A 21,976-nucleotide genomic window follows, 5' to 3' on the forward strand; every position below is an offset into this window, starting at 1 on the left:
TGTCCTCGATCTCGAGACGGTCGCAGAGCGACCTCCTCGATCAGCGGAGAAGGAGACATCACCATGACTGTCATCACGAAGAAGGCCGAGAACCCGACGGCGCACCTGACGCCCGAAGACATCGAGCAGATCGGCATCGAGCTCGACGCGATCCGCCAGGACATCATCGACTCCCGCGGCGCCAGCGACGCCGCCTACATCCGCAAGGTCGTCGACGTGCAGCGCAAGCTCGAGCTCGGCTCGCGTGCGGTGCTGCTGGCCAGCATCTTCCCGCCCGCCTGGATCGCGGGCACGGTCGGCCTGAGCGTCGCCAAGATCCTCGAGAACATGGAGATCGGGCACAACGTCATGCACGGCCAGTGGGACTGGATGCGTGACCCGAAGATCCACTCGACCACGTGGGAGTGGGACAACGCCTCCACCGCGGAGGGCTGGAAGCACTCGCACAACCAGGTGCACCACACCTACACGAACATCGTCGGCAAGGACAACGACCTCGGCTACGGCATCATGCGGGTCGACGAGGACCAGCGCTGGTCGCCGTTCCTGCTCGGCCAGCCGGTGTGGAACTTCATCAACGCCTGCTTCTTCGAGTACGGCATCGCGGCGTACGACCTCGAGCTCGGCAAGAACCTGCGCATTCCCAAGGAGAAGCGCAGCGACGCCTTCAAGCGCAACGCGAAGAACACGCTGAAGAAGATCCGCCGTCAGGCCACCAAGGACTACGTGGTCCACCCGGCGCTGTCGATCCCGACCGGCTCGTTCCTGCCGACCCTCGCCGCGAACTTCACCGCGAACCTGGTCCGCAACCTGTGGACGCACTCGGTGATCATGTGCGGCCACTTCCCCGAAGGCGTAGAGACGTTCGAGAAGAAGTCGATCCCCGCCAACGAGACCCGCGGCCAGTGGTACGTCCGCCAGATGCTCGGTTCGGCCAACATCTCCGGCTCGAAGCCGATGCACCTGATGACCGGCAACCTGAGCTTCCAGATCGAGCACCACCTCTTCCCGGACCTGCCCAGCAACCGGTACTCCGAGGTCGCGCCCAGGGTGCAGGCGCTCTTCGAGAAGTACGAGCTCAACTACCACTCGGCGTCGCTGCCCCGCCAGGTCGGCAGCGCGTGGCACAAGATCGTCCGGCTCTCGCTGCCGAACGGCTGGCTCGAGCAGACCAACGTGAAGAACGCGCCCCAGCAGTTCGCCCTGCTCTACAAGCTCACCACCGGTGGGCCGAAGGTGCGACGGGCGTACGACGCCGTGCAGCGCCGTGCCGAGAACAAGAAGCTGGCCGAAGCTGCCGCTTGATCCATCCTGCCTCAACCCGGACCGCCTGTTCTGCAGGCGGTCCGGTTCATTTGAGCAGACAGTTCGTCGCTCGACCTTGACCTTCCACGCTCAGCGAACGGCTCAGGGGTCCGAACTGCCTGTTCAAGTGAACGCTGGTTGCCGCCCTCGCCCCTGCGGTCGCAGAATCGTTGGAACTCTTGTCCACCTGCGGACACAAACAGGGCATGGTGACAAGCATCTTCGGGGGCATCGACATGGCTGAGCTCAGCGACAATGAGCTGGTCGACGGCTTGCGCAACGGTGAAGGATCCGCGCTCGGCATCCTGTTCGACAGGTACGCCGACCGCATCTACAACCACTGCTTCCGTCGTACGGCGTCGTGGGATGCCGCACAGGACGCGACCTCCACGGTCTTTCTCGAGGCCTGGCGCGGGCGTGAACGCGTGATGTTGCACGACTCGTCGGCGCTGCCGTGGCTCTACGGCATCGCCACCAACGTGTGCCGCAACCTCAATCGCAAGCAACGCCGGCACCTCGCCGCCGTACGACGTCTGCCCGTCGATGCCGACTCTCCTGACCATGCCGAGGCGGTCATCGGCCGCCTGGACGACGAACGCCGGATGGCTGCACTGCTGACCGCTCATGAGGGCCTGCCGCGCCGCGACCAGGAGATCTTCTCCCTGGTCGTGTGGTCCGAGCTGACCTACGAGCAGGCAGCGGCGGCACTCGGCATACCCGTCGGAACCGTGCGCTCGCGTCTCTCGCGGGCGAGGCGGCGGCTCCACGCAGCAGTCTCCGAAGGGGAGAACGACCATGACTGACCACAACCCGACTGACGACCAACTGCCTCCCGAGCGTCCGCTCGACGAGCAGTCGAAGGCGCGCATGCGTGCCGAGCTGACCGAGGCGATCGGCCGCTCCGACGCCGACCGGCCGCGCCACGCGTGGCTCGTGCCGACCGTCGCCGCGGCCGCCATGGTCGGCATCGCCGCGTTGGGGGCCGGCCTGTTCCTGAACGGCGACGACGACGGCCGGGACCGCTCCGGCGAGATCGCGCCCGCAGGGTCCGGCACGGCCAGCGACCCGGACCCGACGGTGAAGGCGCCGGACCCGCCGGCGTCGACGATGCCCGGCCGGGGTTCGACCACGGCGAAGATCCCCGAGAACGAAATGCGGGTGGAGCCGCCCGTCCCCTGTGCGGACGAGGTCGGCAACCTCCTCTCGGCCGCGCGGCTCGCCGGCAGCACGACGTACGACGAGGGCACGGCACAGCTGTGGACCGACGGGGCGACCTGGGTGATCTGCGACGACTGGGCTGCCACCTCCGACGGGGGTGTGCCGACCCTGATCGGCAACCGTTCGACCAACGACGTCTGGTCGAAGCAGACCTACGCGCTCAGCCAGAACTACTCCATGGACGACCACCTGGTGGGGCAGTACGTCGCCGGCGGGCCGACGCTGCCCGACGTCGCGTCGATCAGTTACACGTTCCCCGACGGCCACACGCAGGACGCGGTGATCGGCAAGGACATGTGGCTGATGACCTACGTGGCCACGAGCGGTCCGTTGGTGGACCAGACGGCCGAGACCGAGCCGGTGCGGGTCCAGGTGACCTTCGACGACGGCACGACCGCCTCGTACGACCTGCAATGGGGCCAGGACACCTGTGCCCAGATCAACCACGGTTGCTGAGCGGTCGCGAGTCGACCCTTCTGCCATTGACCTTCCCTAATTGAATAACATTCAGTAGCCTCGGTCGGGTGAGCGAACACGTCGACGTCCTCATCATCGGTGCCGGTCTCTCGGGGATCGGCGCCGCCGCCACCCTGGCCACGCGCCAACCCGACAAGACCTACCTCGTCCTCGAGCGGCGGCCGTCCAGCGGTGGCACGTGGGACCTCTTCCGCTACCCGGGCGTGCGGTCCGACTCCGACATGTACACGCTCGGCTACAGGTTCAAGCCGTGGCTCGGCGACAAGGCGCTGGCCGACGGCGCCTCGATCCTCGACTACGTCCGCGAGACCGCGCGGGAGTACGGCGTCGACGAGCGGATCCGCTACGACCAGCACGTCACCTCGGCCGACTGGGACTCCGAGTCGGCGACCTGGCGGGTGGCCGTCGACGAGGGCGACGAGTCGAAGACCTACACCGCGTCATTCCTCTGGTCGTGCACCGGCTACTACAACTACGACGAGGGCTACACGCCCGAGTTCACGGGCCGCGAGCGCTTCCGTGGCGAGATCGTGCACCCGCAGCACTGGCCGGCGGACCTGACGTACGCCGGGAAGAAGGTCGTCGTGATCGGCTCCGGAGCGACCGCGGTGACGCTGGTCCCGGCGATGGCGGACGACGCCGCCAAGATCACCATGCTGCAGCGCTCGCCGACGTACATCCTCTCGCTGCCGGCCCGCGACCCGCTCGCGCTCGGACTGCGCAAGGTGCTGCCCCGGCAGGCGGCGTACAACGTCACCCGGATCAAGAACATCGCCCAGGCCAGTGCGCTCTACAACGTCAGCCAGAAGCAGCCCAGGCTGGTACGCCGACTGATCCGCCGGCTGAACCAGAAGCAGCTGCCCGAGGGCTATCCGGTCGACGTGCACTTCAAGCCGACGTACGGCCCGTGGGACCAGCGCCTGTGCCTGGTGCCGAACGGCGACCTGTTCCGTGCGATCCGCCACGGCAAGGCGGAGGTCGTCACCGACACCATCGACACGTTCACCGAGACCGGCCTGCGTCTGGGCTCGGGTGCGGAGCTCGAGGCCGACATCATCATCACCGCGACCGGCCTCAACCTGCGCCTGTTCGGCGGTGTCGAGGTGACCGTCGACGGCGAGAAGCTCGACGCGCCCTCGACGATGGCCTACCGCGGGCTGATGCTCAGCGACCTGCCCAACTTCGCCTACACGGTCGGCTACACGAACGCGTCGTGGACGCTCAAGGCCGACCTGGTCGCCGAGTTCGTCTGCCGGCTGCTCCAACACATGACCGAGGTCGGCGCGCGCACCGTCGTACCCGTGCGCCAGGCGGGTGTCGGGGAAGAGCCGTTCATGGACTTCGAGGCCGGCTACGTGCTGCGCTCGCTCGACGAGCTGCCCAAGCAGGGCGACGTCGAGCCGTGGAAGCTGAAGCAGAGCTGGTTCCACGACGTCCGCACGATCCGCAGGACCGACCTCGACGACGGGGTCCTGCAGTTCCGCTGACCCTGTGCAGCCGATCAGCCTGAGTCTGATCAACGTTCTGTCTGATCAACGCTGTGTGACTGGTCACTGGATGCCACCAATGGGGCTTGTGTGCCCTATCCTTGTAAATAGCAACCCGTTGAGTCTTGCCTCGGGTCGCCGGCGCGCGGAGCCCTCCAGTGGGATTCGCCTTTCATGCGCTGCCTTCCGAACCTCGGGGTTCGTGACTGTTTGGTGAGACACACCAACGGATAGCGACTACTTCTCTTGTCTACTGCTTCAACTGTGCCCTCTTTCGGCGATCTCGGCGTTTCCGCGAATCTCGTGGCCGTGCTCAACGATCTCGGCATCACCGTCCCCACTCCCATCCAGGCCGCCACGCTTCCTGACTCGCTGGCCGGCCGCGACGTCCTCGGCCGTGGCCGCACCGGCTCCGGCAAGACGTTCGCGTTCGCGCTGCCGCTGGTGGCGCGCCTCGCCGCGTCCAACCGCAAGCCCCGCACCAAGGCGCCCCGCGCGCTGATCCTGGCCCCCACGCGTGAGCTGGTCGGCCAGATCAACGAGTCGCTCAAGCCGCTGGCCAAGGTCTTCGGCCTGTCCACGCAGACCGTCTTCGGTGGTGTCGGCCAGAACCCGCAGGTCCAGGGCCTGCGCAACGGCGTCGACATCGTGCTGGCCTGCCCGGGTCGCCTCGAGGACCTCATCGCCCAGGGGCACTGCACCCTCGGCGACGTCGAGGTCACCATCCTCGACGAGGCCGACCACATGGCCGACCTGGGCTTCCTGCCCGCCGTACGCCGCCTGCTCAAGCAGACGCCGACCAACGGCCAGCGCCTGCTGTTCTCCGCGACGCTCGACAACGCGATCGACACGCTGGTCAAGCAGTTCCTGCACAACCCGAAGACCCACCAGGCCGACTCGGCGCAGTCGCCGGTCTCGCAGATGAGCCACCACGTGCTGCACCTGAACCGCGAACACCGCGTGCCGGTGCTCGCCGACCTGGCCAGTGCCCCCGGCCGCACGGTGATCTTCACCCGCACCAAGCACGGCGCCAAGGCGCTGGCCCGTCAGCTCAACAAGAACGGCATCCCGACGGTCGACCTGCACGGCAACCTCAGCCAGAACGCGCGCACCCGCAACATGGATGCGTTCCACGCCGGCAAGGCCACCACGCTCGTCGCCACCGACGTCGCCGCCCGCGGCATCCACGTCGATGACGTCGCGCTCGTCGTGCACGCGGACCCGCCGGCCGAGCACAAGGCCTACCTGCACCGCTCCGGCCGTACGGCGCGAGCCGGCGCCGAGGGCACGGTCATCACGTTGATGACCGACGACCAGGTCGGCGACGTGCGCGCGCTGACCCGGGCCGCGGGCATCAAGCCGACCACGACCCGCCTCAATGGTGCGGCCCACCCGATCCTCGAGCAGCTCGCCCCCGGTGAGCGCCTGACGCCCGGAGGCCTGGTCATCGAGTCCGGCGGCAACAACATGGGCTCGGCCGGTTCCGGCTCGGGCTCGGGCGGCAAGTCCGGTGGCGGTCGTCCGCGTCGTTCGCGTGGCGGTGCCGCCAAGACCAACGGTGGCGCGCGTTCCGGCGGCAACAGCGGCGGCTCCTCGTCGCGCGGCAGCTCCGCGCGCAGCGGTGGTGCCGGTGCCGGCAAGCCCTCGGGCAACGGCAGCGGCGGCGGCAACCGCAGCCGCTCGCGTGGTCGCAGCGGTGGCGCGTCCGGCGGCGCATCGGCTGGGGGCGGCTCGCACAGCGCGGCCTCCTTCAGCAGCGGTCGCCGCTGACCTCAGACCCTTCACGACGTCCTGCGTCACGGTTGCTTGGTCAACCACGACAACGTCCTGCCGTCACGGTTGCTCGGGCAACCACGACGCAGGACGTTGTTCATTCGGTGTCCCTTGACTCTGAGGGTGACCGTGCTGGACTGGAGTCGACCTACTGACCCAGCGAGAAGGAGCACGACGCCATGAGCTTCATCGACAAGGCCAAGAACGCAGCCGAAGACGCAATCGGCAAGGTGAAGGAAGCCGTCGGAGACGTCACCGGCAACGACAGTCTCGAGGCCGACGGCAAGTCCGACCAGGCCGAGGCCAGCGTCAAGGACGCCGGCGAGAAGGCCAAGGACCTCGGCAACGACCTGAAGGACAAGTTCTGATCCGTTGATCGGACAACGTGTGGGTTCTGACGTACCAGATGAGTCAGAACCCACACGTTCTTGCGTTCTCTAGGCCGTCAACAGGCCGATGCCCAGGCTGAGCAGGCCCGCGGCCAGCACGACGGCGCCGACGACGACCATGGCCATGAAACCGTTGGGCTCGGTGCGTCCCTTGCCCATCGAGGCGAAGAAGAACCCGCCGGGCATCAGCAGTGCCGCGATCGGCACCGCCGCCCGGGAGAGCCAGTCGAAGAAGCCGGTCTGCGTGGTGGCGTCGGCGAGGAGCTGGCAGAGAAGGCCGAGCAGCAGCAGTACGCCGGCATGCGCGTGGCCGGCCCTGGCGAACTTCTCCTGGAACGGCGTCGCCGGCACCTTGCCGCGCACGATCGCCAGCATGTAGGCGCCGCCGGTCTCGACGGTGACCAGCGAGAGCAGCAGGATGCCGGCAAGGATGCGGGATTCGTCGGACATGGCGACCTCTCCTCGTTTGGATACTGGACTATCCAATAGTTGGATAGGTGGCTGTCCAATGTCAAGATGTTTGCCATGTGGATGTCCGAGCTCTCCGAGCGCAGCGGCGTGCCAGTGCCGACCGTGAAGTTCTACCTGCGCGAGAAGCTGCTGCCTCCGGGCGTGGCCACCGGCGCCACCCGAGCGGTGTACGACGAACGCCACGTCGAGCGACTCCGCCTGATCCGTGCCCTGGTCGACGTGGCGGGGATGGGCCTCGATCGGGTGCGTGCGGTGATCGACGCCGTCGACGACACCAAGGCCGACCTGCACGACGTACTTGCCAGTGCGCACGAGGAGCTGTCGCCGGTCCCGAGCCGCCAGCCGAGCGAGGAGTCGCGCGAGCTCGTGGCGCGGATGATCAAGTCCCGGCGCTGGAAGGTCACCAATGGTGGAAGGCATGCCGAGGCCCTGGCCGCTGCTCTCGACGCGCTCGATGCCGCCGGCCAGGGGCTGGACGCGGAGGCGCTGGCGGCCTATGCGGACGCGGCCGCCGACGTCGCGAAGAACGAGATCGCCGGCATGTCCGACGTCAGTCGCGAGGGCGCGGCGACGTACGCCGTGATCGGCACTGTGCTCGCCGAGCCCGTCCTGCTGACCCTGCGGCGTCTGGCGCACGAGGACCTCTCGGCGCGGCGCTTCGCCCGCATGCCGCGCACGTCTCTGGGTACCGCGCCAGTGACCGGGAAGAGACGCTGACCACTGAGAAGGAGCATCAGATGAGCCTCGCGGACAAGGCCAAGAACGCAATGCAGGATGCCAAGGGCAAGGTGAAGGAATCCACCGGCAAGGCCAAGGGCGATGAAGAGCTCGAGGCCGAGGGCAAGGGTGACCAGGCCGAGGCGAGTTTCAAGAACGCCGGAGAGAAGGCAAAGGACGCGATCGACGACGTGAAGGACGGCTTCAAGTCCTGACCTTGGTCAGTCCGTCGTGCTCGCGTTGGCCGAGGAACGCGCGCTGCGCTCTCGTGGATTGCGGTGCGCGCTGCGACCGTGAGCCGACGCGTCGACTACGACCACCCCGCTCCCTACGACCACGACCCGACGGCGCCATCGGCCCAGACCGGTGTCCACAACTCCGCCCTACTGGGCCGCTACCAACACCGGGTGAAGACCCACGCCCAGTTCACCGTGCGAGAACCCAGGCCAGGCACCCATGTCTGGCGCTCACCCCACAAGGCCCACCGACTCGTCGACCCCACTGGAACCCACCCCGTCCACGAGGCGCTCGGTGACGCCCTCGTGGACGGCACACACCTCGAACAGCGCTTCGCCGTGTCGATCGCCGAACACACCAACCGCGTGTGACCCGCGGCTGGGTCCGCCGTCCCACGACGGGTGCGACAGGTCCGGCCTGACTCAGACGTGCAGGGTTGCCCGGCCCACCACGGTCACGGTGCCGTCGGCGAGCTCCCCGCGCAGGCACACTGAGGTCTCGTCGACGCGCTCGAGCGTGAAGACCGGCTCGGCGCCCAGCGGAGTCACCGCCGTGAAACGCACCGTCAGGCCGGCGAGTCGTGCCTGCGGAAACGCCGAGGTGACCAGACGTCCGAGCCAGGCCATCGACAGCATGCCGTGCGCGAACACGTCGGGCTGACCTGCTGCCCGGGCAGCCTCCGGGTCCAGGTGCACGGGATTGCCATCACCGGAGGCGGCGGCGAACGCCGCGAGCGTCTCCCGGGTGATGGTGGGAGCTTCGAGCCTCACGAAGCCACCTCCGGGCACAGGAGGAGGGTCACGAGTCGAGCGACCGGGCGCCCTCCGCGCGAGACCTCGGTCGTGCGAGCGATCCGTTGGAACCTGGCACGCTGCTCGACCTGACTGCACGTCGAGGAGAGGGTGACCGTGTCTCCCGCGTACACCATCTCGGCGTAGTCGAAGGACTGCTCGCCGTGCAGCGCTCGGGCCATGTCGAAGCCCCTCTCAGTGGCCCACCCGAACGCATTACCGGTCCGTAGCGCGAGACCGAAGAGGTAGGTCGGCGGCACCAGGAGGTCGGGATGTCCGCCGGCTCGAGCGGATCGGACGGAGTGATACATCGGTCGCGTTTCCCCAATGCTGGTTGAGAAATCTCGAACTCCATCACGTGTGATCCGGACCGAGGCGACTTCCGGTGCGGGGTCGGTCTGCGTGCCCATCGGTGACTCCCTGAAGTGAGGCGGTGTCGGCGTCTCGTTGACACCCCATCAGAAATGAACTTAGGTTCACTCGCTATGAACTGAGATTCATCTCACACATCTGGAGAGACCCATGTCCGATTCACAGCAGGAACTCGGCGCGGCGCAGATGCGCCGAGTCGCCTTCGCCAGCCTCTCGGGAACCACGATCGAGTGGTACGACTTCTACATCTACGGCACGGCCGCAGCACTGGTCTTCCCCACGCTCTTCTTTCCCGGCCTCGGCTCCGCGGCGGCGCTGATCGCGTCGTTCGCCACCTTCGGTGTCGCGTTCGTCGCGCGGCCGCTGGGTGCCGTGGTGTTCGGGCACTACGGCGACCGTATCGGTCGGAAGCGAACCCTCGTGGTCAGCTTGCTGCTGATGGGCATCGCCACGCTCGTCGTCGGCGTCCTGCCGACCGCCGGAACGATCGGGGTGGCTGCGCCGGTCATCCTGGTCCTGATGCGCCTGGCCCAAGGCCTCGCCGTCGGGGGTGAGTGGGCCGGTGCCGCCCTCCTCACGGCGGAGAATGCTCCCGCCGCCAAGCGGGGCCACTACGGCATGTACCCCCAGCTCGGCCCGGGCATCGCCCTGGTCCTCTCCAGTGCGACGTACCTGGCAGCCGCACTGTTCCTGACCGACGGTCAGTTCATGGCCTGGGGGTGGCGTATCCCGTTCCTGGTGAGCATCGCACTGATTGCGGTGGGCCTCTGGATCAGGCTGACCATCGAGGAGACGACGTCGTTCAAGAAGGTCCGCAGCAGCGACGCCGTGGTCCGGCTGCCGTTCGCTGACGTCTTCCGTCACCAGTGGCGCGAGGTGCTCCTGGTCGCCGGTGCCCTGACGATCCTCTTCGCGTCCTTCTACCTGGGCGTCAGCTACCTGACCAGCTACGCGTCGACCGAGCTCGGTCTCGAGCGCACCGCGGTGCTGACGAGCAACATCGTTGCCGGTGTGGTCTTCGCGGTCACCACGATCGTCGCCGCCAAGCTGTCCGACCGGGTGGGACGCAAGACACTCGTGATTGCCGGGAACGTCTTCGCCACCGGCTGGGCACTGGTCGTCTTCCGGATCCTGGACGGCTCCGGCGCGGTCAGCTTCACTGCGGCGCTCAGCCTCACCATGGTGGGTGTCGGCCTGATCTACGGCCCTGTCGGCTCCTACGTGCCGGAGCTGTTCGCCACCCGCTACCGCTACACGGGGGCCGGCGTGGCCTACAGCCTGGCCGGCATCCTGGGCGGGTCCATCCCGCCGGTCATTGCCGCCAGCCTGGCTGCACGTTTCGGCACGCCGTCCATCGGCATCTACCTGGCCGCCATGGGCCTGCTCAGCATCGCTTGCGTGGCTCGCCTGAGTGACACTCGGGCCAAGGTGCTGGATGGTTCGGGTGCGACCGCGAGCGGAGTGCCGGCCGTGGTGGCATGACCGACGTCGGGTTCAGGCGCCGGCGTTGCCGAGCAGGGCGGCGTACTTGCGGCGCTGGCGTGGCGGGATGAGTGCCCGCAGGGCGATCGCGGTCTGCATGGTGGCGAACTCCTCGACGGTGTAGCGCCGCTCGTAGTACCAGTGCTTGAGGGCCCAGGAGTGCGTCAGCAGCAGCACGTTGTAGGTCTCGAGGTCGACGTCGATGACTTCGAAGGCGCCGCTCTTCTGGCCGGCCCGCAGGGCTTCGCGGAGTGGCTCCATCGTGGAGAGCTCGAGCTCCATGATGCGGTGGCGTCCCTCCGGGCTGAGCTGCTTGGTCGCGCGGTAGGTCAGGACGACGGCGTAGCGCTGGTCGTCGATGACCTCGCAGAGCGCGCGCACCCCTGCGGCCAGGCGATGGACCGGATCCTCGCCGGCTTCGTCCATCGCCTTGGGGACCTCGGTGCCGAATGCGTCCAGGACGTTGAGGATCACGGCCAGCAGCAGCTCGTCCTTGCCGCCGAAGTAGCGGTAGATCAGCCCGACGCTCACCCCGGCCTCGGTGGCGAGGGACTGCATCGACACCGACTCAGGACCGTCGCGGTCCATCAGGCGTGCTGCCGCCTCGAGCAGCTGCGCGCTGCGCTGCTCGGCACGGGCCTGGCGTGCCGCCTCGGCGGGATCGGTGTCGATCGACATGCGGTCTCCTGGGGCTTCGAAAATGAACTGCCATTCACTTTATCGCATGGATCCCCTTGACACGGTCCATGAAATGAATCTAGATTCATTCGCAGTGAACCAAGATTCATTTCCCCGCAGCCACTCGATCCGAAAGGTCGCCGACATGACGAACTTCGAAGACATCACCTACGTCGTTGAGGACACCGCGGCGATCGTCACGATCAACCGCCCCCACCGCTACAACGCGTTCCGCGCCCAGACCGTGGAGGAACTGCTCAAGGCCTTCCAGCTGGCGTGGGCCGACACGCAGGTGCAGTCGGTGATCCTCACCGGTGCCGGCGAGAAGGCCTTCTGCACCGGCGGAGACGTGAAGCAGCGTGCCGAGACCGGTGACTACGGCCCGAGCGAGTCCGGCCGCTTCATGATCGGCGACCTGCACAAGGCGATCCGCGACATCCCCAAGCCCGTCATCGCCGCGGTCAACGGCATCGCGGTCGGTGGGGGACACGTGCTCCACGTGCTGGCAGACCTGACCATTGCCGCCGACACCGCGAAGTTCGGCCAGGCCGGCCCGCGGGTCGGCTCCTTCGACGCCGGCTACGGCTCGGCCTTCCTGGCCAGGGTCGTGGGCGAGAAGCGGGCCCGCGAGATCTGGTACCTCACCCGGCAGTACGACGCGAAGACGGCCGAGGACTGGGGCCTGGTCAACTGGGTCGTCCCCGCCGGTGACCTGATGAACGAGGCGAAGAAGGTCGCCGCCGACATCGGTAGGCAGAGCCCCACCGCGATCCGTTTCCTCAAGCAGTCGTTCAACGCCGACACCGACCACCAGGGCGGTCTGTCCAACCTGGCCATGTCGGCGCTCGACCTCTTCGTCGCCGCGCCCGAGGGCCTCGAGGGCGCCGCAGCCTTCTCCGAGAAGCGCGCTCCCGAGTTCGCCAAGCACGCCAACTGGCACTGATTCCGCGACTCGAGGCAAGGAGAGACGGTCATGGACTACTCACTCGACGAGGAGCAGGACGCCTTCCGTACGGAGGTGCGCCGGTTCGCGGAGAAGGTGCTCGCCCCGCACTACCAGAGCGACGACAAGGCGGCTGAGTTCCGTCGCCAGCTCGCGCTCGACATGGCAGGGCTCGGGCTGACCGGACTCCGCATTCCCGAGGAGTACGGCGGGCAGGCGGCCACCGCCGTGATCGCCGGACTGGCGGCTGAAGAAGTGGGTCGCGCCGACTTCAACGCGACGTACGTCATCATCAACACCGCCCTGATCAGCGACGTGATCGTCCGGAATGCGACGGACGAGCAGAAGGCGGCCTGGCTGCCCGGCATCGCCGACGGCACCACCGTGCCGTGCATCTGCATCACCGAGCCGGGCCACGGCACCGATGCGGCCAGCCTGGAGCTGAAGGCGGTGCCCGACGGCGACGGCTGGAAGCTCCAGGGGGAGAAGACCTCCATCACCCTGGGCATGGCGGCCGACCGCGCCGTGGTGCTCGCCCGCACCGGTGGTCCCGGGGCCAGGGGCGTCAGCGCCTTCTGGGTCGACCTCGGCCACGAGAGCGTCGGCCGGGCCGCGTTCGACGACCTCGGCAGCCGCGCCATCGGCCGCGCGTCGTTGCACTTCGACGGTACGCCGGTCACCCGCGCCGACCTGATCGGCAACGAGGGCGACGGCTTCGTCTCGGTGATGCAGGGCTTCGACTACTCCCGGGCGATCATCGGCCTGGCCTGCCTCGGCGCTGCCCAGGCCTCCCTCGACGAGGCCACCCAGTGGGCGCGTGATCGCGAAGCGTTCGGGCAGCCGATCGGCAAGTTCCAGGGGGTGGCGTTCCCACTCGCGGAGCACGCGACGTACATCACCGGCGCCCGACACGTCTGCCTCGAGGCGCTCTGGAAGAAGGACAACGACCTCGAGCACTCGGCCGAGGCCGCGATGGCGAAGTTCTGGGCGCCGAAGCTGTCGGTCGACGTGATCCACCAGTGCCTGCTCACGCTCGGGCACCTGGGCTACTCGACCGAGAGCCCGGTCGGCCAGCGGCTGCGCGACGTGATCGGCCTCGAGATCGGCGACGGCACCGCCCAGGTGTCGAAGCTGGTCATCTCCCGCGACCTGCTCGGCCGCGCCTACGCGCCCTGACCACCGACACCAGACCAAGGAGTTCAACCATGGGAAAGCTCGACAAGAAGATCGCGATCGTGACCGGCGCCGGGCAAGGCATCGGCAAGGCCATCGCGGAGAAGCTCGCGGCCGAGGGTGCCACCGTGGTGGTGACCGACATCAACGAGGCCACCGCCAAGGAGACCGCCGACAGCCTGGGCAACGACTCCGTCGGTATCCGCACCGACGTGACCTCCCCGGAGTCGGTCGACGTCATGGTCGACCAGGTGAGGAACCAGTTCGGCCGCATCGACGTCCTCGTCAACAACGCCGGCTGGGACAAGGGTGAGGCGTTCGTCGACTCCGAGCGTGAGACCTGGGACCGCATCATCCAGATCAACCTCTACGGAGTGCTCAACACCTCCAAGGCGGTGCTGCCGATCATGGCCGAGCAGGGCTTCGGCTCCGTGGTCAACCTCGGCTCCGACGCCGGTCGGGTGGGTTCCTCGGGCGAGGCGGTCTACTCGGCCGCGAAGGGTGGCGTCATCGCGTTCACCAAGGCCTCGGCCCGCGAGATGGCGCGCAGCCAGGTCAACGTCAACTGCGTGTGCCCCGGCCCCACCGACACCGCACTGTTCGCCTCCATGGGCGGCGACAAGCTGCGCGAGGCGCTCACCAGGGCGATCCCGTTCAAGCGCCTCGGGCAGCCCTCGGACCTCGCCAACGTCGTCGCCTTCCTCGCCTCCGACGAAGCCAACTTCGTCACCGGCCAGACCGTCAGCGTCAGCGGCGGTCTCACCATGAGCTGACCGGAGAACCCGCCATGAGCTTCGAGACGATCCTGACCTCCGAGATGGTCGCCGACCACACCGGCAAGGGCTACTGGCTCGACCGCACCATCACCGACTACCTCGACGACTGGGCCGGCCGTACGCCGGACAAGGTGGCCTTCGTGGACCCCCGACGGTCGGTGACCTACGCCGGGCTGAAGGACGAGGTCGACCGGGCCGCGCTCCGGCTGCTCGACCTGGGGGTGCAGCCCGGCGACGTGGTGTCCTTCCAGCTGCCCAACTGGATCGAGTGGGTCGTCGTGCACTACGCCGCCACCCGGATCGGCGCGATCAGCAACCCGCTGATCCCGATCTACCGGCAGCGCGAGGTCGGCTTCATGGTGGGTCTCGCCGAGTCGAAGGTGATCGTCGTTCCGCAGGAGTTCCGTGGGTTCGACTACCCGGCGATGGTCGAGGAGCTGCGTGGAGGCTGGCCGGCGCTGGAGCACGTGCTGGTCGTCGACGGTGACGGTGAGGACTCCTGGAACAGCTTCCTCCACCGTCGGACTGACCGCGAGGCGACCGAGCTCGCAACGATGCGCCCCGACCCCAACGACGTCACCCTGCTGATCTTCACCTCCGGCACGACCGGTGAGCCCAAGGGCGTGATGCACACCCACAACACCGTGGTCGCCGCCAACGACGCGCTGCCGGAGCGGCTCGGGATCACCAGCGACACCGTCTTCCACATGGCCTCGACACTGGCCCACCTGACCGGGTTCCTGTACGGCGCCCGGCTCAACGTGCAGAACGGTGCGACCGCGGTCCTCCAGGACGTGTGGGACGCGCATCGCTTCGTCGAGCTGGTGGCCGAGCACGGCATCAGCTACACGTCGGCAGCCACTCCGTTCCTGCACGACACCCTCCAGGCCGACAACCTGGCCGATCACGACCTCTCGTCGCTCACCCGATTCTGTTGCATGGGGGCCCCGATTCCGCGGGCCATCGTGCGCGAGGCCAAGGAGCAGCTGCCGGACATGGTGGTGCTCGGTGGCTGGGGCCAGTCCGAGAACGGCCTGGTCACGCTCGGCATCCCCGGTGACCCGGAGGACAAGATCATCGAGCGCGACGGCTTTCCGTGGCCCGGCATGGAGATCCGCACCGTGGATCCGGAAGGCAGGACGGTGCCCGCGGGGGAGGAGGGTCGACTGCAGGTGCGCGGCCCGTTCCTCTTCGTCGGCTACGCGAAGCGTCTCGAGATGACCCGGGACCTCTTCGAGGACGGCTGGTTCGACACCGGTGACCTCGCCAGGATCGACGAGGAGGGCTACGTCAGCCTCTCCGGCCGCACCAAGGACGTGATCATCCGCGGTGGTGAGAACATCCCGGTCTCCTACATCGAGAACGTGCTCTACGAGAGCCCCAAGCTCGAGATGGTCGCGTTGGTCGCCGTACCCGACCCGCGCCTGCAGGAGCGGGCCTGCGCCTGCGTGATCCTCAAGGACGGCGTCGACGACTTCACCTTCGAGGAGATGCAGCAGTTCCTCGCGGGCAAGGGCGTGGCCAAGCAGTACTGGCCCGAGTACCTGCGTGTGCTCGCCGACTTCCCCAAGACGCCCAGCGGCAAGATCCAGAAGTTCCAGCTCAGGGACCAGGTGAAGGTATGACCGAGGCATTCCTGGTGGCCGGGGTCCGCACCCCGATCGGACGGTACGGCGGCGCACTGGCCGGCGTACGCCCCGACGACCTGGCCGCCCACGTGATCCGGGAACTGGCAGCATCCCTGCCCTCCGTGGACTGGGCGAACGTCGACGACGTGATCCTGGGCTGCGCCAACCAGGCCGGCGAGGACAACCGCAACGTGGCTCGGATGGCCGCCCTGCTCGCCGACCTCCCGGTCGAGGTCCCCGGCACCACGATGAACCGACTGTGCGGGTCCGGTCTCGACACCGTGGCCACCGCGGCCCGCAGCATCCGTGCCGGCGACGCCGACCTGGTGATCGCCGGGGGAGTGGAGAGCATGACCCGGGCGCCGTTCGTGCTGCCCAAGGCGGGATCCGCCTGGTCGCGCGCGACCGAGGTGCACGACACCACGATCGGGTGGCGCTTCGTGAACCCGCGCATGCACGAGCAGTACGGCACCGACTCGATGCCGGCGACCGCCCAGATCGTCGCCGACGAGCACGGCATCTCCCGCGAGGACCAGGATGCCTTCGCCCTGCGCTCGCAGGAGCGCGCGGCGAAGGCGATCGTGAACGGGCGCCTGGCCCGCGAGATCGTTGCGGTCACCGTCCCGCAGCGGCGCGGCGACGACGTGGTGGTCTCCGTCGACGAGCACCCGCGCCAGACCTCGTTGGAGAAGCTCGCAGCGCTTCGGCCGATCGTGGCCGGAGGCAGTGTGACTGCGGGCAATGCGTCGGGGGTCAACGACGGCGCCGCGGCCGTGCTGGTCGCTTCGGCCGCAGCGGTCGAGCGCTACGGGTTGACCCCGCTGGCCCGCGTCACCGCCGGTGCGTCTGCCGGCGTACCCCCGCGGACCATGGGTGTCGGACCGGTGCCCGCGACCCGCAAGCTGCTCGACCGACAGGGCCTGGCGGTCACCGAGCTCGACGTGATCGAGCTGAACGAGGCGTTCGCGTCGCAGGCGCTGGCCGTGCTGCGCGGACTCGACCTGCCCGACGACGCCGACCACGTGAACCCCAACGGGGGCGCCATCGCCCTGGGCCACCCACTGGGGGCAAGCGGCGCACGGCTGGCGTTGACCGCGGCCCTGGAACTGTCCGACCGGGGTGCCCGCCGGGCGCTGGCGACCATGTGTGTCGGCGTCGGCCAAGGCATCTCCGTGCTCTTCGAAGGAGTCTGACGATGGACTACGACACCCTGCTCGTGGACGTCACCGACGCGGTGGCGTTCGTGACCATCAACCGCCCCGACGTGCGCAACGCGGTCAGCCGCGAGGTGCAGGACGACGTCCGAGCCTTCCTCGCCCGGGCCCGCACTGACGAGAAGATCGGCGCGGTCGTCTTCACCGGTGCGGGGGAGAAGGCGTTCGTCGCGGGTGCCGACATCTCCCAGCTTGCCGACTACACACTGCACACCGGGCTGGCCTCCGAGATGCAGAGGCTGTACGACGAGGTCGAGGCGTTCGAGAAGCCGACCGTCGCGGCGGTCAACGGGTTCGCCCTCGGAGGCGGCTGCGAGCTGGCGATGGCCTGCGACATCCGCATTGCCTCCGACAACGCCCGCTTCGGCCTGCCCGAGACCAACCTCTCCGTGCTCCCCGGAGCCGGCGGGACGCAGCGGCTGGCCCGCCTGATCGGCACCGGGCGCGCCATCGAGATGATCCTGACCGGTCGGATGATGCCGGCCGACGAGGCGCTGGCAGCCGGGCTGGTCACCAGTGTCGTGCCGCGTGGTGACCTGCTGACGAAGGCCGCCGAGGTGGCCGGCCAGATCCTGGCCAAGGGCCCGCTCGCCGTCCGGCTGGCCAAGCTCGTCGTGCGGACCGGCATGGACGCCGACCAGCACACCGGCCTGGTGGTCGAGCGGCTGGCCCAGGCGCTGCTCTACACCTCCGACGACAAGCGGGAGGGCACCGAGGCGTTCCTCGCCAAGCGCCGTCCCGCGTTCACCGGGAGCTGACATGGAGATCCAGAAGATCTTGGTCGTCGGCTCGGGTGCGATGGGCTCGCAGATCGCCATGGTCTGTGCGCTGGCCGGCCTCGAGGTGGCGGTGCAGGACCTGGCCGAGGCCTCGCTGGAGAAGGCGCAGTCCGAGCTGCGTGCCCGGGTCGACCGCAATGTCGCCAAGGGCCGACTCTCCGCCGAGGAGCGTGACGCGGCGTTCGCCCGGTTGACGTTCGACACGGACCTGGCGCCCGCCGCGGAGGGCGTCGACTTCGTCATCGAGGCCGCCGTGGAGAAGCTCGACGTGAAGCGCGAGCTGTTCGCCGAGCTCGACCGGCTCACCCCTGAGCACGCGATCCTGGCCACCAACTCGTCGTCGTTCGTGCCCTCCAGGATCGCCGATGCCACCGGCCGCCCCGACCGGGTGGTGAACATGCACTTCTTCAACCCTGCCCTGGTGATGAGGTGCGTCGAGGTGGTGCGAGGTCCGCAGACCTCCGACGCCACGGTCGATGCGACCGTCGCGTTGACCGAGCGGATCGGCAAGCTCCCCGTCGTACTCGACAAGGAGATCCCCGGGTTCATCGCCAACCGCCTGCTGGGTGCCGTGCGCGACGAGGCGATCCGGCTGCTCGAGGGCGGCTACGCGTCGGTCGAGGCGATCGACACCGCTGCCCGCACCGCGTTGGGCTACCCGATGGGTCCGTTCGAGTTGATGGACCTGACCGGCATCGACATCGGCTACTACACCAAGCAGGGCCGTTTCGAGGAGACCGGCGACCCCGCCGACGCCCCCTCGCGCAGCGTCACCGAGAAGGTGGAGGCGGGCGAGCTCGGTCGCAAGACCGGCAAGGGCTGGTACGACTACACAGAAGGAGACCACTGAGATGGACCTGACCCTGACCGAGGACCAGCTCGGCTTCCAGAAGCTGGCCCGGGAGTTCCTCGACAACGAGGTCGTGCCGCATCGTGCGGAGTGGGATCGTCGCGAGTCCGTCGACACCGCGATCATCCCGAAGCTCGGGGAGATCGGCTTCTTCGGGCTGACCATCCCCGAGGAGTACGGCGGCCTCGGCGGCGACTACATCACCTACTGCATCGGCATGGAGGAGCTCGGGCGGGCCGACTCCTCGGTGCGCGGCATCGTGTCGGTCTCGATGGGCCTCTTCGGCAAGATCGTGCTGGAGCATGGCACCGAGGAGCAGAAGCAGGAATGGCTTCCCGGCATCGCGAACGGGACCAAGCTCGGCTGCTTCGGACTCACCGAGCCCGACACCGGTTCGGATGCCGGCAACCTGAAGACGCGCGCCGTCCGGGACGGCGGCGACTACCTGATCACGGGCAACAAGATCTTCATCACCAACGGCACCTGGGCTGACGTGTGCATCGTCTTCGCCCGCACCGGCGAGCCCGGCCCGAAGGGCGTCTCGGCGTTCCTGGTGCCCACCGACGCTCCCGGCTTCACCCGCACCGAGATCCACGGCAAGCTCGGCCTGCGTGGCCAGGCCACCGCCGAGCTGAGCTTCGACAAGGTCCGGGTGCCGGCCAGCGCGATGGTCGGAGCCGAGGGTGAGGGCTTCAAGCTCGCGATGAAGTCCCTCGACAAGGGCCGGGTCTCCGTCGGCGCCGGCTGCACGGGGATCATCCAGGGCTGCCTGGAGGCCGTGGTCTCCTACAGCCAGGAGCGCAAGCAGTTCGGTCGTCCGCTCGCGTCGTTCCAGATGATCCAGGACATGATCGCCGAGATCTCCATCGACGCCGATGCGGCGCGACTGCTCACCTGGCGGGCCGCGGACATGATCGAGCGCGGCATCCCGTTCGCGACCGAGGCGTCAAAGGCCAAGTACTTCGCCTCCGAGGCGGCCGTGAAGGCCGCCAACCTCGCCATCCAGGCCTTCGGTGGCTACGGGTACGTCGACGAGTACCCGGTGCAGAAGTACATGCGCGATGCGCGGGTCATGACGCTCTACGAAGGCACCTCCCAGATCCAGAAACTCCTCATCGGGCGCGCCGAGACCGGCATCAGCGCCTTCCTCTGAAAGGACTCCTCATGGTCACCTCACCGCAGAGCCCGTTGGGCTTCGTCAACACCGACTCCCTCCTGTCGGAGGAGGATGTCGCGATCCGCGACACGGTGCGCAAGTACGTCGAGTCGAAGGTGAAGCCGCAGCTGGCTGGTTGGTACGAGTCGGCGTCGATCCCGGCCCGTGAGCTGGCCAAGGAGCTCGGGTCGTTGGGTGTGTTGGGCATGCATCTGGAGGGTTATGGGTGTGCGGGCACCAGTGCGACGGCGTACGGGTTGGCCTGCATGGAGCTGGAGGCCGGTGACTCGGGGTTGCGGTCGTTGGTGTCGGTGCAGGGGTCGTTGGCGATGTTCGCGATCTGGAAGCACGGGTCGGAGGAGCAGAAGCAGGCGTGGTTGGATCACGACCGCGTTGAGCACGAGGTACGTCNTGGCCTGCATGGAGCTGGAGGCCGGTGACTCGGGGTTGCGGTCGTTGGTGTCGGTGCAGGGGTCGTTGGCGATGTTCGCGATCTGGAAGCACGGGTCGGAGGAGCAGAAGCAGGCGTGGTTGCCGGCGATGGCTGCCGGTGAGGCGATCGGGTGCTTCGGGCTGACCGAGCCGGGGTTCGGGTCGAACCCGGGTGGGATGGTCACCCGGGCGAGGCGGGACGGCACCGACTGGGTGTTGTCGGGGAACAAGATGTGGATCACCAACGGGTCGGTGGCCGATGTGGCGGTGGTCTGGGCGCAGACCGAGGAGGGTGTGCGCGGTTTCGTGGTGCCGACGGACACGCCGGGGTTCTCGGCGCCGGAGATCAAGGCGAAGATGTCGTTGCGGGCCTCGGTGACCAGTGAGTTGGTGCTGGACTGGAGGGTTATGGGTGTGCGGGTACCAGTGCGACGGCGTACGGGTTGGCCTGCATGGAGCTGGAGGCCGGTGACTCGGGGTTGCGGTCGTTGGTGTCGGTGCAGGGGTCGTTGGCGATGTTCGCGATCTGGAAGCACGGGTCGCAGGAGCAGAAGCTGGCGTGGTTGCCACGGATGGCTGCTGGTGAGGCGATCGGGTGTTTCGGGTTGACCGAGCCGGGGTTCGGGTCGAATCCGGGTGGGATGGTGACCCGGGCGAGGCGGGACGGCACGGACTGGGTGTTGTCGGGGAACAAGATGTGGATCACCAACGGGTCGGTGGCCGATGTGGCGGTGGTGTGGGCGCAGACSGAGGAGGGTGTGCGSGGTTTCGTGGTGCCGACGGACACGCCGGGGTTCTCGGCGCCGGAGATCAAGGCGAAGATGTCGTTGCGGGCCTCGGTGACCAGTGAGTTGGTGCTGGATCAGGTGCGGTTGCCTGCGGATGCGGTGTTGCCGGGTGTGGTGGGTCTGTCGGGTCCGTTGTCGTGTCTGAANCTCGGTGACCAGTGAGTTGGTGCTGGATCAGGTGCGGTTGCCTGCGGATGCGGTGTTGCCGGGTGTGGTGGGTCTGTCGGGTCCGTTGTCGTGTCTGAAYGAGGCGCGGTTCGGGATCGTGTTCGGGGCGTTGGGGGCGGCGCGGGACTGTCTGGAGACCGCGATTGCCTACAGCCGGGAGCGGGAGATCTTCGACARGCCGTTGGCGGGGTTCCAGTTGACGCAGGCGAAGCTGGCGGACATGACGGTGGAGCTGGGCAAGGGGATGTTGTTGGCCATCCACCTGGGCCGGYTSAAGGACGAGGGCAAGTTGGATCATCGGCAGGTGTCGTTGGGGAAGTTGAACAGCACGCGTGAGGCGATCGCGATTGCTCGGGAGTGCCGCACGATCCTGNTCCGCTGCTGATGGTGGTCCCTGGGCAAGGGGATGTTGTTGGCCATCCACCTGGGCCGGTTGAAGGACGAGGGCAAGTTGGATCATCGGCAGGTGTCGTTGGGGAAGTTGAACAGCACGCGTGAGGCGATCGCGATTGCTCGGGAGTGCCGCACGATCCTGGGTGCTGCGGGGATCACGTTGGAGTATCCGTTGATGCGGCATGCGAACAACCTGGAGTCGGTGTTGACCTATGAGGGCACCAGTGAGGTGCACCAGTTGATCATCGGCCAGGCCGTCACCGGCGAGTCGGCCTACCG

At 67.8% G+C, this 21,976-nt stretch carries 24 protein-coding genes and 3 pseudogenes; 23 read left to right on the top strand and 4 right to left on the bottom strand.

The genetic code is table 11. From position 1 onward, the window contains the following. Window positions 1–63 precede the first annotated feature (63 nt). From ASD30_RS18495 to ASD30_RS18520, 6 genes are all read left to right on the top strand, one after another. A complete protein-coding gene (locus tag ASD30_RS18495) occupies window positions 64–1,305 on the top strand; it encodes a fatty acid desaturase family protein (protein ID WP_056684714.1) in 1,242 nt (413 codons plus the stop codon). Window positions 1,306–1,511: 206 nt separating this feature from the next. Continuing rightward, window positions 1,512–2,108 carry an RNA polymerase sigma factor gene (locus tag ASD30_RS18500; RefSeq protein ID WP_235529981.1) on the top strand — a complete coding sequence of 199 codons (597 nt, stop codon included), beginning with the start codon at window positions 1,512–1,514 and terminating at the stop codon, window positions 2,106–2,108. Next, window positions 2,101–2,979, top strand: coding sequence for a hypothetical protein (locus ASD30_RS18505; RefSeq protein WP_056684717.1), 879 nt, complete (start codon window positions 2,101–2,103; stop codon window positions 2,977–2,979). Before ASD30_RS18500 ends, ASD30_RS18505 begins: the two co-directional genes overlap by 8 nt. A 68-nt stretch (window positions 2,980–3,047) precedes the next feature. Then, on the top strand, window positions 3,048–4,487 hold the full coding sequence (locus tag ASD30_RS18510; protein ID WP_056684720.1) for a flavin-containing monooxygenase: 1,440 nt from the start codon (window positions 3,048–3,050) through the stop codon (window positions 4,485–4,487). A 309-nt stretch (window positions 4,488–4,796) separates the two neighbouring features. Next, a complete protein-coding gene (locus ASD30_RS18515) occupies window positions 4,797–6,257 on the top strand; it encodes a DEAD/DEAH box helicase (RefSeq protein WP_235532618.1) in 1,461 nt (486 codons plus the stop codon). Between the two features lie 182 nt (window positions 6,258–6,439). Continuing rightward, window positions 6,440–6,628: a CsbD family protein gene (locus tag ASD30_RS18520; RefSeq protein ID WP_056684726.1), complete on the top strand. Its 189-nt coding sequence runs from the start codon at window positions 6,440–6,442 to the stop codon at window positions 6,626–6,628. Between the two features lie 69 nt (window positions 6,629–6,697). On the opposite strand, the gene ASD30_RS18525 is transcribed toward ASD30_RS18520, so the two are convergent. Beyond that, entirely contained in the window at window positions 6,698–7,099 is a 402-nt protein-coding gene (locus tag ASD30_RS18525; protein ID WP_056684728.1) for a hypothetical protein, read from the bottom strand. A 66-nt stretch (window positions 7,100–7,165) separates the two neighbouring features. Here ASD30_RS18525 and ASD30_RS18530 point away from each other — a divergent pair, with 66 nt between their 5' ends. From ASD30_RS18530 to ASD30_RS18540, 3 genes are all read left to right on the top strand, one after another. Next, a complete protein-coding gene (locus ASD30_RS18530) occupies window positions 7,166–7,837 on the top strand; it encodes a MerR family transcriptional regulator (protein ID WP_082563936.1) in 672 nt (223 codons plus the stop codon). Between the two features lie 20 nt (window positions 7,838–7,857). Further along, window positions 7,858–8,052, top strand: a complete 195-nt coding sequence (locus ASD30_RS18535) for a CsbD family protein (RefSeq protein ID WP_056684734.1) — start codon at window positions 7,858–7,860, stop codon at window positions 8,050–8,052. A gap of 78 nt (window positions 8,053–8,130) precedes the next feature. Further along, on the top strand, window positions 8,131–8,445 hold the full coding sequence (locus ASD30_RS18540) for a hypothetical protein (protein ID WP_156393688.1): 315 nt from the start codon (window positions 8,131–8,133) through the stop codon (window positions 8,443–8,445). 51 nt (window positions 8,446–8,496) lie between these two features. Here the strand turns inward: ASD30_RS18540 and ASD30_RS18545 are convergent, their stop codons facing one another. After that, on the bottom strand, window positions 8,497–8,844 hold the full coding sequence (locus tag ASD30_RS18545) for a MaoC/PaaZ C-terminal domain-containing protein (RefSeq protein WP_056684740.1): 348 nt from the start codon (window positions 8,842–8,844) through the stop codon (window positions 8,497–8,499). Then, window positions 8,841–9,275 (bottom strand): FAS1-like dehydratase domain-containing protein, encoded by a 435-nt coding sequence (locus ASD30_RS18550; RefSeq protein ID WP_082563937.1) that lies wholly within the window; start codon window positions 9,273–9,275, stop codon window positions 8,841–8,843. The genes ASD30_RS18545 and ASD30_RS18550 overlap by 4 nt, the downstream gene beginning before the upstream one ends. Window positions 9,276–9,387: 112 nt before the next feature. On the opposite strand from ASD30_RS18550, the gene ASD30_RS18555 reads away from it, so the two are divergent. Beyond that, the gene (locus ASD30_RS18555) at window positions 9,388–10,719 is read left to right on the top strand and encodes an MFS transporter (RefSeq protein WP_056684745.1); all 1,332 of its coding nucleotides are present in this window, start codon (window positions 9,388–9,390) and stop codon (window positions 10,717–10,719) included. A gap of 12 nt (window positions 10,720–10,731) precedes the next feature. On the opposite strand, the gene ASD30_RS18560 is transcribed toward ASD30_RS18555, so the two are convergent. After that, the gene (locus tag ASD30_RS18560) at window positions 10,732–11,397 is read right to left on the bottom strand and encodes a TetR/AcrR family transcriptional regulator (protein WP_056684749.1); all 666 of its coding nucleotides are present in this window, start codon (window positions 11,395–11,397) and stop codon (window positions 10,732–10,734) included. 145 nt (window positions 11,398–11,542) lie between these two features. Here ASD30_RS18560 and ASD30_RS18565 point away from each other — a divergent pair, with 145 nt between their 5' ends. The 13 genes and pseudogenes from ASD30_RS18565 to ASD30_RS18625 form a co-directional block, all read left to right on the top strand. After that, window positions 11,543–12,340: an enoyl-CoA hydratase-related protein gene (locus ASD30_RS18565; RefSeq protein ID WP_056684753.1), complete on the top strand. Its 798-nt coding sequence runs from the start codon at window positions 11,543–11,545 to the stop codon at window positions 12,338–12,340. A 30-nt stretch (window positions 12,341–12,370) separates the two neighbouring features. Further along, window positions 12,371–13,516 (top strand): acyl-CoA dehydrogenase family protein, encoded by a 1,146-nt coding sequence (locus ASD30_RS18570; RefSeq protein WP_056684756.1) that lies wholly within the window; start codon window positions 12,371–12,373, stop codon window positions 13,514–13,516. 29 nt (window positions 13,517–13,545) lie between these two features. Next, on the top strand, window positions 13,546–14,286 hold the full coding sequence (locus ASD30_RS18575; RefSeq protein WP_056684759.1) for an SDR family NAD(P)-dependent oxidoreductase: 741 nt from the start codon (window positions 13,546–13,548) through the stop codon (window positions 14,284–14,286). Between the two features lie 14 nt (window positions 14,287–14,300). After that, a complete protein-coding gene (locus tag ASD30_RS18580) occupies window positions 14,301–15,914 on the top strand; it encodes an AMP-binding protein (RefSeq protein ID WP_056684763.1) in 1,614 nt (537 codons plus the stop codon). Beyond that, window positions 15,911–17,110 carry a 3-oxoadipyl-CoA thiolase gene (gene pcaF, locus ASD30_RS18585; protein ID WP_056684766.1) on the top strand — a complete coding sequence of 400 codons (1,200 nt, stop codon included), beginning with the start codon at window positions 15,911–15,913 and terminating at the stop codon, window positions 17,108–17,110. Before ASD30_RS18580 ends, pcaF begins: the two co-directional genes overlap by 4 nt. Window positions 17,111–17,112: 2 nt before the next feature. Further along, window positions 17,113–17,889, top strand: coding sequence for an enoyl-CoA hydratase/isomerase family protein (locus ASD30_RS18590; protein WP_056684769.1), 777 nt, complete (start codon window positions 17,113–17,115; stop codon window positions 17,887–17,889). Between the two features lies 1 nt (window position 17,890). After that, on the top strand, window positions 17,891–18,760 hold the full coding sequence (locus ASD30_RS18595) for a 3-hydroxyacyl-CoA dehydrogenase family protein (RefSeq protein WP_056684772.1): 870 nt from the start codon (window positions 17,891–17,893) through the stop codon (window positions 18,758–18,760). Window position 18,761: 1 nt separating this feature from the next. Further along, window positions 18,762–19,913 carry an acyl-CoA dehydrogenase family protein gene (locus ASD30_RS18600; RefSeq protein ID WP_056684774.1) on the top strand — a complete coding sequence of 384 codons (1,152 nt, stop codon included), beginning with the start codon at window positions 18,762–18,764 and terminating at the stop codon, window positions 19,911–19,913. A gap of 11 nt (window positions 19,914–19,924) precedes the next feature. Next, the coding region (locus tag ASD30_RS18605) for an acyl-CoA dehydrogenase family protein (RefSeq protein ID WP_235532619.1) at window positions 19,925–20,327 on the top strand (403 nt) is incomplete at its 3' end. A 1-nt stretch (window position 20,328) separates the two neighbouring features. Further along, a pseudogene (locus tag ASD30_RS27995) lies at window positions 20,329–20,687 on the top strand (acyl-CoA dehydrogenase family protein); the annotation flags it as partial. A gap of 47 nt (window positions 20,688–20,734) precedes the next feature. Continuing rightward, window positions 20,735–21,282 (top strand): annotated as a pseudogene (locus tag ASD30_RS27615) (acyl-CoA dehydrogenase family protein); the annotation flags it as partial. Between the two features lies 1 nt (window position 21,283). Next, window positions 21,284–21,677, top strand: a pseudogene (locus tag ASD30_RS26965) (acyl-CoA dehydrogenase family protein); the annotation flags it as partial. Window positions 21,678–21,716: 39 nt separating this feature from the next. Next, on the top strand, window positions 21,717–21,976 hold a 260-nt coding region (locus tag ASD30_RS18625), incomplete at its 3' end, for an acyl-CoA dehydrogenase family protein (protein ID WP_442938250.1).

It is taken from the genome of Nocardioides sp. Root140, assembly GCF_001426745.1.
Classification (GTDB): domain Bacteria; phylum Actinomycetota; class Actinomycetes; order Propionibacteriales; family Nocardioidaceae; genus Nocardioides.

What these genes read in the sequence shown, in the direction of transcription:
- ASD30_RS18495 (WP_056684714.1), top strand. Translation starts at nt 64, where the DNA reads ATGACTGTCATCACGAAGAAGGCCGAGAACCCGACGGCGCACCTGACG.
- ASD30_RS18595 (WP_056684772.1), top strand. Translation starts at nt 17,891, where the DNA reads ATGGAGATCCAGAAGATCTTGGTCGTCGGCTCGGGTGCGATGGGCTCG.
- ASD30_RS18500 (WP_235529981.1), top strand. Translation starts at nt 1,512, where the DNA reads ATGGTGACAAGCATCTTCGGGGGCATCGACATGGCTGAGCTCAGCGAC.
- ASD30_RS18535 (WP_056684734.1), top strand. Translation starts at nt 7,858, where the DNA reads ATGAGCCTCGCGGACAAGGCCAAGAACGCAATGCAGGATGCCAAGGGC.
- ASD30_RS18550 (WP_082563937.1), bottom strand. Translation starts at nt 9,275, where the DNA reads ATGGGCACGCAGACCGACCCCGCACCGGAAGTCGCCTCGGTCCGGATC.
- ASD30_RS18530 (WP_082563936.1), top strand. Translation starts at nt 7,166, where the DNA reads ATGTTTGCCATGTGGATGTCCGAGCTCTCCGAGCGCAGCGGCGTGCCA.
- ASD30_RS18560 (WP_056684749.1), bottom strand. Translation starts at nt 11,397, where the DNA reads ATGTCGATCGACACCGATCCCGCCGAGGCGGCACGCCAGGCCCGTGCC.
- ASD30_RS18520 (WP_056684726.1), top strand. Translation starts at nt 6,440, where the DNA reads ATGAGCTTCATCGACAAGGCCAAGAACGCAGCCGAAGACGCAATCGGC.
- ASD30_RS18580 (WP_056684763.1), top strand. Translation starts at nt 14,301, where the DNA reads ATGAGCTTCGAGACGATCCTGACCTCCGAGATGGTCGCCGACCACACC.
- ASD30_RS18565 (WP_056684753.1), top strand. Translation starts at nt 11,543, where the DNA reads ATGACGAACTTCGAAGACATCACCTACGTCGTTGAGGACACCGCGGCG.
- ASD30_RS18555 (WP_056684745.1), top strand. Translation starts at nt 9,388, where the DNA reads ATGTCCGATTCACAGCAGGAACTCGGCGCGGCGCAGATGCGCCGAGTC.
- pcaF (WP_056684766.1), top strand. Translation starts at nt 15,911, where the DNA reads ATGACCGAGGCATTCCTGGTGGCCGGGGTCCGCACCCCGATCGGACGG.
- ASD30_RS18525 (WP_056684728.1), bottom strand. Translation starts at nt 7,099, where the DNA reads ATGTCCGACGAATCCCGCATCCTTGCCGGCATCCTGCTGCTCTCGCTG.
- ASD30_RS18590 (WP_056684769.1), top strand. Translation starts at nt 17,113, where the DNA reads ATGGACTACGACACCCTGCTCGTGGACGTCACCGACGCGGTGGCGTTC.
- ASD30_RS18600 (WP_056684774.1), top strand. Translation starts at nt 18,762, where the DNA reads ATGGACCTGACCCTGACCGAGGACCAGCTCGGCTTCCAGAAGCTGGCC.
- ASD30_RS18505 (WP_056684717.1), top strand. Translation starts at nt 2,101, where the DNA reads ATGACTGACCACAACCCGACTGACGACCAACTGCCTCCCGAGCGTCCG.
- ASD30_RS18575 (WP_056684759.1), top strand. Translation starts at nt 13,546, where the DNA reads ATGGGAAAGCTCGACAAGAAGATCGCGATCGTGACCGGCGCCGGGCAA.
- ASD30_RS18570 (WP_056684756.1), top strand. Translation starts at nt 12,371, where the DNA reads ATGGACTACTCACTCGACGAGGAGCAGGACGCCTTCCGTACGGAGGTG.